This window comes from Flavobacterium sp., assembly GCF_049590715.1.
In the GTDB taxonomy this organism is placed as follows: domain Bacteria; phylum Bacteroidota; class Bacteroidia; order Flavobacteriales; family Flavobacteriaceae; genus Flavobacterium.
The window spans coordinates 1-10,591 of the sequence record NZ_JBAWDL010000109.1; the positions used below are offsets into that span (position 1 = coordinate 1).

The 10,591-nt window shown below is 33.0% G+C and carries 6 protein-coding genes; 5 read left to right on the plus strand and 1 reads right to left on the minus strand.

Translation table 11 applies throughout. The features are described 5' to 3' along the window. Window positions 1–387 precede the first annotated feature (387 nt). Entirely contained in the window at window positions 388–588 is a 201-nt protein-coding gene (locus WBQ70_RS05190) for a hypothetical protein (RefSeq protein WP_423911414.1), read from the plus strand. 662 nt (window positions 589–1,250) lie between these two features. Further along, window positions 1,251–2,906, plus strand: coding sequence for a T9SS type A sorting domain-containing protein (locus WBQ70_RS05195; RefSeq protein ID WP_423911415.1), 1,656 nt, complete (start codon window positions 1,251–1,253; stop codon window positions 2,904–2,906). A gap of 370 nt (window positions 2,907–3,276) precedes the next feature. Here WBQ70_RS05195 and WBQ70_RS05200 read toward each other — a convergent pair whose 3' ends face one another. Then, window positions 3,277–3,558: a hypothetical protein gene (locus WBQ70_RS05200; protein ID WP_423911417.1), complete on the minus strand. Its 282-nt coding sequence runs from the start codon at window positions 3,556–3,558 to the stop codon at window positions 3,277–3,279. Between the two features lie 322 nt (window positions 3,559–3,880). On the opposite strand from WBQ70_RS05200, the gene WBQ70_RS05205 reads away from it, so the two are divergent. The 3 genes from WBQ70_RS05205 (at window position 3,881) to WBQ70_RS05215 (ending at window position 9,508) form a co-directional block, all read left to right on the plus strand. Further along, window positions 3,881–5,338, plus strand: coding sequence for an FAD-dependent oxidoreductase (locus WBQ70_RS05205; protein WP_423911419.1), 1,458 nt, complete (start codon window positions 3,881–3,883; stop codon window positions 5,336–5,338). A 208-nt stretch (window positions 5,339–5,546) separates the two neighbouring features. Then, complete coding sequence (locus WBQ70_RS05210) at window positions 5,547–6,914, plus strand: NAD-dependent succinate-semialdehyde dehydrogenase (protein WP_423911421.1); 1,368 nt, start codon at window positions 5,547–5,549, stop codon at window positions 6,912–6,914. 314 nt (window positions 6,915–7,228) lie between these two features. Further along, window positions 7,229–9,508, plus strand: coding sequence for a beta-galactosidase (locus WBQ70_RS05215; RefSeq protein ID WP_423911423.1), 2,280 nt, complete (start codon window positions 7,229–7,231; stop codon window positions 9,506–9,508). Window positions 9,509–10,591 lie beyond the last annotated feature (1,083 nt).

Consider the following 10,591-nt stretch of genomic DNA (forward strand, 5'->3'; position numbering starts at 1 on the left):
GTATTTTCGTTCAGCCGAAAATACTCGTCTTCGTAAGTCGCAAACGGCGCAAGGCGCGAGACCGTTAGCTGCAAGCCCGATCGCTCGGATATGCACAAACGATAGCGCAGAATTGCATTCTGTGCACGCAACATTGAGCAAATAGAATAAATAAACGCTTTATAGAGTTACTTACGAAGATCTATTCTTTTGTCGGGAAGACAAGATTGGGGTTACTGAGACTTTAAAAATCTGTGATAATCCGTTTCATCTGTGTTATCTGTGTTCCATTTCGCAACAATGAAAAATTCAAATTGTATAAGAAATTGTATAAGAATCTTTGATAATTGTATAACTTAAAACAGCGATTAAATTTTTAATTTTAACTAAACTTAAAAAATTAAAGTTATGAGCACAAACAATCAAAATTCGAACACACCCAATAAGAAAGGTTCAGATCATAGAAGTGACATGCGTAAACATCAATACAAAGATCATCAAGAAGTTTTGACAAACGATGAAAATTATGATGTTGACACACAAAAATTCAAAGGTGAAGAACCTGACTTCGATGACAAATTGAATAACGAAGAAAAAAATAGAGATTAAATTGATTCCTATATTTTAAAATGCCCTCAAGCTATACTAAAGTTTGAGGGCATTTTTATTATAAAAATTCCTTTAAAAAAATAAGAAACGACTTAATCATATAAGGCATATGCATGAGTTTTCATAAAGCTTATATTTGATGATTTTCAAATTAATTTTGATTATAAATAAATCGCTTTAAACGGTATTATTCGCCATTAATAATAAGTAAGTTATTACGAAAATCTGCAAATTAGGACTAACTATTTAACCTCATTTGCTTGCTTTACGCAAATACCTTAAAGCAGGCAATCTGGTCATATCGCTAAAAAATACACAAACGTTAAACAATATTACACACTTTCATTCCAACTATGAGTAAATAATAATGAAAAAATCATCAAATTAAATTGAGGCTATAGTTGGTTTGTTACTCCTATCTTATTTTATCAAAATCTAAATTTTATATTAACCTCGCTTAAAATCATTTATATCAAACTTGTATTTTTTGACATCACAAAACCTTTTTTATCATCTTGATGAAATCAATAAAGGTAAAATTTGCTTATTAGTGGCTAATATCTAGTTACATCTAAACTATAAATACTATTACATTTACTTGTTAGATTTTTTCCTCTAAATAGGTAATTGTACATAATCAACCAATCTATCACCAAACAAAAATGAAAAGACTTATTTTTAAATCATCCTTACTCATTGTTTTATTAACTTGTAATCTAATTTTAGTACAAGCACAAGATTATCCTGTTTCTGATCCCACAAATGCTGGTGGCTGGATTGCAAATAATTACCTAAGTGATGAATTTAACGGCACCACCTTAGACAAAACCAAATGGTGGATACTAGGTGAAGACGGTGATTATAGAAGCAAATGGAAAGGAAGAGCACCCGGACAATTTGCTCCCAATAATGTAAGAGTAGAAAATGGAGATTTGATTCTTTCGACAAAATGGGAACCAAGCTTTACTTTTCTAAATGAAAAACAAGATGGTACTTTCTATGGTGGTACTGCAACTGCAGCTGACAAGAGCATGCCTATTACACAGGCTTGTATTTTGAGCGAACGCTTTTTTAAATATGGCTATATGGAAGTGCGATGCAAACTAGCTGATGCTCCTGTAACAGGTGCTTTTTGGACTACAGGATATCATTCTGAAATTGATATGGTCGAAAATTATGGAAAACGCCCCATAGGAAACCCAAAAAATCAAAATGCAGACCTAGAAAAAAAATACAGAACCAATATTATCAATTGGGATCCAGAAACGACGAGTACCTCAAACTGGAAAAAAGAAACCGTATTAGCGGAACGTGTGGCTAGCGACTATTTCGTTTATGGTTTTGAATGGGACAAAGATTATGTAAAAATCTATTTTAACGGTACTTTAATTAGACAAGCTACAAGACAAGAATTAGAAACTGCTGATCAATGGCGCTTGTTTTACCCACAAGAAGTTTGGCTCGATACAGAAGTTTTTTCTTGGTACGGCTTGCCTGCTATGGCAGATTTAAATACTCCTGCTGAATTTAAAATTGATTATGTTCGTATTTGGCAAAAAGAAATTACACCTCCTAATTTTGACGCATTAGGTTTTGAAGGCCCATTTAATTTTCAAGGCCGAAGCTCTAATTGGTATAGTGCAGGAACAGTCAACTGGAGAATGAAAAATGATAAAGCCGCCACAGGCGATTTAAGTTTAAGATTTAAGAATACAGGGACTTTAAGCGGGAATTACACCATGTATTCTCCTTATGGTGCCATTAATCTTCCCACTGGTAGCAATGAGATAAAAATGAAAGTTTGGATTGATCCTTCAATAACAGTTAATAAAATAAGAGTCATTTTAAACAATCCATTTGCAAATATTGACCTCAACATTTCAGGAGTTGAAAAAGGAAAATGGGTTGAAGTATCAAAAACATTCTCTAGAGCATCAGCTTCCAATTTGAGTTTAACTAACGGAGACCGAATTGCAGTACAATTGCAATCAGGAGATGTTACTGGGTCAAATATCTTGCTATATGTAGATGATATTTCTTTTAAGTTTGATAATTCTAAAGTTTTAGATATACCAAAAGTAACGGAGCATTCGTTCCAAATATTCCCAAACCCTACTAAAGAGAACCTAACCATTGTATCTCCTGATAACGGTAAAATAAAAATTTACAACAGCTTAGGTACTATCGTAAAAAAGGTTGAAAAAACATCCGAGTCTCAGACCTTTAGCGTTTCAGATTTAGCCAAAGGAATTTATTTCATGACACTAACCAATGCGAATAGTGTGACCACAAAATCTCAAAAATTAATCGTTCAATAATAGTATTACTTTATTACAACAAAAGAGGAAAAACAAAGATAATTTGGATTTCCTCTTTTTTTCTAACAAATAATAGTCTGCAGTATAAAACTTTTTCTGATATACCCCTAATACCTTTTCAAAACACTTATTTATGAATAAGATTATTTTAAAAATAAAAACTCACAGAAGAGGTGAACATATTTTAAAATGAATGGTATCAATAGCTATCTATAATTATTTAACATATTACGGCAGAAAACACATAATGAAATAAATAAAAAAACGGCGCAAACTCAAAACTAGTTTCTTGCGCCGTTTTTTATAACTAATTCAAAAAAAACAATTTAAGAATTCAGTTACTTTGAAAATTGTAAAAATTGTTAAAGCCCTAAAATAACTTATGAATTCTATGAATTGGGATTATCACTCCTTGTTTTAAAATAATATTTTTATCTGTAACTCCCCAAACAGTTGTATTTACTATCTTTTTAGACTCGTTGTCTTCAAAGAAAATCTTAATTTTTGAATGCTCTAAATTCCCCAGTGCTAAAGCACGATTTATTTCGCTTGTTCGCATTTTTATTTCATTATCGTCATCCAAAACATCTGTTTTGGGAAACAGCAGTGGAGCTATTTTTTCTTTTTCTATGTTAATAAAATTATCTGTCATAATACTAAAAATTTAATTAATACTCACTCAATAATTGAAACAATTAAAAAAGCGTTAAAGGCTTGCTATTACTACAATAACCATCTATATAAAGTTAAAAAATATCTTTTTTTTAAATGCCAATATTTTATTAATTTTAATCATATCTGTTATCTTAATCGTTAAAACATATACAAACTTCTTAACAGATACTGCTCCTAAAACACTATAAATACCTACTTCTGTCCTAACCCTTTTATGTAATAATTATAAAACAAGACAAGATATTTTAAAATTCTATCTTTGTACTGTTACTTGAAGATCCTAATTAAATCAAGAGGAAGTGAAAAAGAGGAAAAATTCGGCAGCACACTGGACTATTTGTCCCGAATGTCAGGGACGTGGGAAAAAAAGTCGAGGACTCACTAAGAAGGCACGTATTCGCTACCAGATCGCAGTGGATCAATTTCAAAAATCAAAAGAATTAGGAACGCCTCCAGTTCCTCCAAAGGGACATTTGCACACTTGTGTGAACTGTACTGGATCTGGTTTGATTCCTGCATTCCATCCGCCAGTTGCTGATCTAGAAAGCTATCCTCATGTGGCAATAATTGGTGGAGGTATTGGTGGTGTAGCTTTAGCTGTGGCTTGCTTGCATCGAGGTATTCCATTTACGCTGTATGAACGTGATAATAACTTCGACGCTCGCTCTCAAGGCTATGGACTCACTTTGCAACAAGCCAGTAAAGCGATAGAGGGATTGGGAATTTTTTCTTTGAAAGAAGGAGTGATTTCAACAAGACATGTCGTTCACACTACGGACGGAAAAATAATTGGTGAATGGGGTGTTAGAAAATGGATGGAAACCGATGTAAAAACATTCTCGAAACGTACCAATGTGCATATTGCAAGACAGTCTTTGCGATTAGCATTACTAGAACAACTAGGTGGACAACATATGATAAAATGGGGACATCAGTTAATAGATTTTAAAGAATCAGAGAATGATGGCGTTGTTTTACGTTTTGAAGTAGATGGCGAGATTCAGCAAACAAAAGCAGACCTTATCGTTGGAGCCGATGGCATCCGTAGTTCAGTTCGTAGGTTGTTAATTGGCGAAGAGGTAACTCCATTACGCTACTTAGGTTGTATTGTGATTTTGGGTATTTGTCCTTTGAAGGCACTCAAAGGAATTGATAATCCTTTACTAGACTCGGCTACGGTATTTCAAACGGCAAATGGTAACGAGCGAATTTACATGATGCCTTTTACTACAGACTCGGTGATGTGGCAATTAAGTTTTCCAATGTCCGAAAAGAAGGCCCAATTATTAAGCACCCAAGGTTCTCAAGCACTCAAGGAAGAAGCTTTTCGTAGAACACAGTGGCACGATCCTATTCCTCAAATTATGTTGGCGACTGAGGTGTCTCAAATTTCAGGGTATCCCGTTTATGACCGAGAAGTACTCTCATCAGAAATATTAGAGAACGGCAAACATATAACATTGATAGGTGATGCAGCACATCCCATGAGTCCTTTCAAAGGACAAGGAGCCAATCAAGCATTGCTAGATGCACTTACACTAGCTCGAGAAATCACAAAAGGATGCAGGCCTTTTTCCCAATGGAGAGAAGTAGGAATTAGAGAAACTGTATTAACGCCTTTTGAATCCGAAATGTTAACGCGCTCTGCTATTAAAGTAAAAGATTCAGCAGAAGCAGCTGCGTTCTTACATTCAGAAACTGTGCTTTATAAAGGTGATGAACCAAGAGGTCGATGTATAAAGAATAAACACACCTAAACAAAATTACAATGGCTTTTGTCGTTAAAAGAATCATTCTAATCCTTATATCTCGAGGCTTAGCACTATGTAAAAACGATTTTTACAGATGTTAGCTTAGGATTGTTGGCCATTTTGAATGGTGTTAGAATTCAAAAATGAAATTTAATAAATAATATAGGTTTAAAGAAACAGAATCATAAATTACTGTTTATAAATAAAAAGTAAAATGAAAAATCCCGTAAGTATCAATCCTGCAACTGGAGAAACCATAGGAACGTATCCACGCCTATCTATTGTTGATGCAAAAGTAAAATTAGTTAAAATAAAAAAAACCTTTGATTCTTGGAAAAAAACGACTTTTGAAGAACGATCCGTTCTGATGAATAAATTAGCTGATATATTGGATGACGAAAAAGAAAAATTTGCACAACTAGCCACTGCCGAAATGGGTAAAACTATTGGTCAATCTCGCAAGGAGGTCGAGAAATGCGCTTTGGTTTGTCGTTATTATGCAGATCATGCCATGACATTATTGAAAAAGGAAACCATAGAAACAGAAGCGATTAAAAGTTATGTTACTTTTCAACCTCTTGGCGCTATTTTAGCTATTATGCCTTGGAATTTTCCGTTCTATCAAGTTATCCGGTTTGCAGCGCCTGCTATTATGGCTGGCAATGTAGGTGTTTTAAAACATGCTTCAAATGTTCAAGGATGTGCTTATGCTATTGAAGAAGCTTTTATAAATGCAGGATTTCCAAAAGATATTTTTACCAATTTTAATATTGAGGCTGAATCCATAAAAGAGATTATAGAACACAAAACTATCATGGCAGTAACCCTCACTGGAAGTGAATCTGCTGGACGTTCCGTAGCGGCTATTGCAGGACAAAATTTAAAAAAAACAGTTTTAGAACTAGGCGGTAGTGATGCTTATATTATTTTAGAAGATGCTAATTTAGAAACAGCTACTGATTTAGCCACTTTTGGTAGATTACAGAATAATGGACAAACATGTATTGCGGCCAAACGTTTTATAGTTATAGAATCTATATATGATGCCTTTTTAAAATTATATACTATAAAAATGAAAGCAGCCAAAATGGGGCTTCCCACAGACGAAACATCTTATTATGGTCCTTTGGCTAGAGTTAATTTACGAGACAATTTACACCTACAAGTTGAAAAATCTATTTCACAAGGTGCAAGATTGGTATTAGGCGGTGTTGTTCCCAAAGGAAAAGGAGCTTATTATCCCGCCACCATTCTAGCCGACGTGACTCCTGGAATGGAAGCTTTTGACAATGAGCTTTTTGGTCCAGTAGCATCAATAATTAAAGCGAAAGATGAAAAACACGCCATCGAATTAGCTAATGATTCTATTTTCGGATTGGGCTCAGGAGTGATTACATCCAACAAAGAAAGGGGCGAAAAAATTGCATTACAAATAGAATCAGGAAGTAGTTTTGTTAATAAATTGGTCGTTTCTGATCCTAGAATGCCTTTTGGAGGCATTAAAAATAGTGGTTTTGGAAGAGAGCTTTCCGGTTATGGAATTCGAGAATTTGTCAATATCAAATCGATTTGGATTGAGTAAAATTATTAAATAAAATATTTTAGGCACAGAAAAAACAATATCTAGTCCTAAAAAAGACACTATAATTGTTGTCTTTTTTTTGTAAAATTAAGAAAAAAACAACCTTGATAAATTGTCATAATATCCGTTATATCAAGACAATGGTTCTTTAATCCATCCAAATGCAGGGTTTCCTGCTATAACAATCAAATTAAATATACTCACAACGACATTTTATAACTAGAAAAAGACATCCAAGTCCTAAAATAATACTTATTTTGTTTTAATTAAATCATGGATCTGTTACCAATAACCAAACTGATTAAAATAAAAAAATGAAATTAACATCAACTTCATACTTCTTTTTAAAAGTAGTGCTTTGTAATCTTGCTTTCCTAACCTGTGCTACAGCTCAAACGACGGAAAAGGAAGTACAAAAAAAAATTGACATTCTGAAAACGGAAATAAAAAAAGCACAAATCAAAAAAATAAGTACACTCAAAGAAGAAACCACGGTACGTACTGCAGAAATCTTTTTGGGCTATGCAGATTGGGATGAAAAAAACATTGAAGCCAACCAAAATCATTTTAGCTTAGTATCAACCTACAAAAGTGAGGCTGAAAAATTCGCAAAATTGTTGCCTGAATTTGAACGCAAAGAGATGGCACTAATGCTAGACGATGCATTAACTGATTTAAAAATGGTGATGGATGGTAAAACCAAACGTCTGCCTACACCAAATGTTGACTGGACCAAAACCAAGGTGGAGGGAGACCAAATTACATATAATGGCAAAGCTGTTTTCTTAGCAGATTGGACTTGGAAACCTAGTGATGAAAAATATACTGACTATCACGGAAATCAAGATGGTTTTTTCCTGACCCCAACTTATGTTACAGATAATAAAGGAACCGTAAACCTTCAAAAAATAAAAGAACTGACGTCTAAACCAACAGGTTCTATGGGATTTGTATTCTTTAATCATTCATCGATACCTACTTGGGCAAAGAAAGAATATCCAGAAATTGTAGAAGGTCCTGGTATAAAATATACTATGTATGATATCAATCACCCAATAACACGAAAAATTCAATCGGATTTGATTGCAGCTACAGTCCCTTTGATGGCTGGAAAACAATATACTCAACTGGGTTATATGTTATGTAATGAACCTCACTGGAACACGATAAAAAAAACCTGGGCTTCAGCTCCTATCTCTTCATTAGCAGCGGAAAACTTTAAAAAATGGCTAAAAAAACGCCACGGAAATATCAAAGAGTTGAACAGTTTATGGAAAACTAATTTTACTAGTTTTGACACAATGGATGTACCTAGAGAAATTGAACCTTCGGAACAAGGAACGGCTTTATGGTTTGATTTTGAAAGTTATAATATGGATCGTGTTACTGATTGGTTTGCATTTATGAAAAGTGAAATTAAAAAGTACGATACCACTGCTAAAACACATATAAAAATAATGCCTAACTTATGGACTGACAATAAACGTGACCATGGAATTGACATGGAGGCTTTAACACGAAATAGTGACATCATAGGGAATGATGCTAGTTCTGGCGGAGCTTGGATGTGGGGTAAACCTAAAGAATGGGAGAAAAATTATAATTTTGACTGGGTAGAACTTTGTATGGCATACGATTTTTACAAATCAGTTAGCCCAGAGAAAATAATGTACAACACCGAAGGACATTTTCTTTCCACTGGTAAATACCGTGACTTGTATCAATCAAAAGATTACGTGCGTTGCAACTACTGGCAAGCTTATGTACACGGTTTGACTGCTATCCAAACATGGTACTGGGCTCGTAAAGACGATGGCTCTAGCAAAAAAAGTGAAGATAGTAATGGGTATGCAGGATCAAACAATCACCAACCTCGAGTGGTGAATGAAGTACATACAACGATAGCCGATTTGAATTCGGTTTCAGATATTATTATGAACATTCAACGTCAAGAAAAACCTATTCGTGTTTTTTATACTAAAGCATCTTCTATCAACAAAGAACACCACATGGATGATGTATTTAAAACCTATCAAAAACTATTCTTTGAAGGAACTCCGATAGGATTTGCTACTCAAGGAATCATTACCAACAACGATAACAAAACTTGGGAAACGATTGTTGTTTCACAAACACCATTTGCTTTTGAATCGGATATTGTCGCTTTGCAAAAATATCTTGACCAAGGCGGTGTTATTATTATGGATGAAAATAGTTTGAAAACGGACGAATATGGAAGACCATTATCAAAAAAATTAGTAGCAAGCAAAGGAAAAATTATCGTTTCCAAATCCTTGAACGAAATCAAGACAAATGCATTTAGTCTATTAAAAGAAAAAAACAAATTACCCTCAGTAACAGTGATAGAAACCAATGGTTTAGAACAAAAAGGATGTGACTGGAGAGTACTGAAAAATTATAATGGTGCTCAAATTCTGAATATCGCTAATTATGGTAAAAATGAAGCTGTGATCGCTTTGACTCTAGCCAATGGAAAAATACCTCTATCGGTAACCAACTATCTTACAGGTGAAAAGCTAGGTGCAAACTTTAAAATGTCCACAAATATGGTTTACTTACTGGAAGTAAAGTAATAAATTCAAACATTAAAAAAAAGATAGATTATATTATTAAACTAATATTCTTGTATCATTTAGTCTTAGAATTTACTGTATTTGACATTAAAATTTTTCATTTTTTTAAAAAGTAAATGCTATCATAGCATCGCTACGGTATAATTTTATTGTGAGAAGAAAGGAAAATAAAATTTTATTGAGGTAAATTCTATGAATAAATTTGTATTGTAGCTTCAACGTTAAATTCATGAAATATAATATAAAAAAAGCGGTTTTCTAAAATATTTCAGAAACCGCTTTTTTTATATAATTAATCTTATCACATAAAGCTCGATTGTTTTTATCTATTTTTATGATTTAGCTAAAATATTTATATCTTTATATATTTCAATACTTTTTGCAGAAATCTGAGATATTTTATATTTTTGAAATAAAAGGTCTAAATATCTTTTCGACTTTTCAAACTCATTAATTTTATAATAATAATTCCCTAAGTATTCAAACATTTCAATTGAATCATACCCTTTTGCTATAACCCTTTCGTATGTTTTGTGTACCTCAACAGAAACATATCTCTTTTTACAAATAGAATCAGTAGAGGTTGTTTGTGATCTAACGCAAAAAATATTAAATAGACAAAAACAAAAAACGAATATTATCAATGACAACGGGGATACACTTGTGGTTTTCTTCATATATAAAACTTTGGTTTAGTTAAATAGAGCGTCAAAGATACATTTAAGAATTACAAATCCAAATCAGCCATTATAAAACACTTATATTCAGTTAGTAATCCTCAATATTTTATAATTAAACTTACAATATCCAATTAAATTTCATATTTCCTCAAGTGATCCTTAAAATAAAAAGATTGATCCGTAAAAATCCACTTTTTTTTATATTCCCCTACAACTTTTTGAGTTGCTCTATTTTTCCAGTTTAGGCTTATTAAATTATTTATGTATAAATTTCATCTCGCAAGATTATTAGAATCCTACTTTACTATCTATCTTCATCACACTTAACAAGATCAAGAAAAACTGTTATAATAAAAAAATCCTCCCTGAAAAACAGAGAGGATTTTGTCGGGGTGGCAGGATT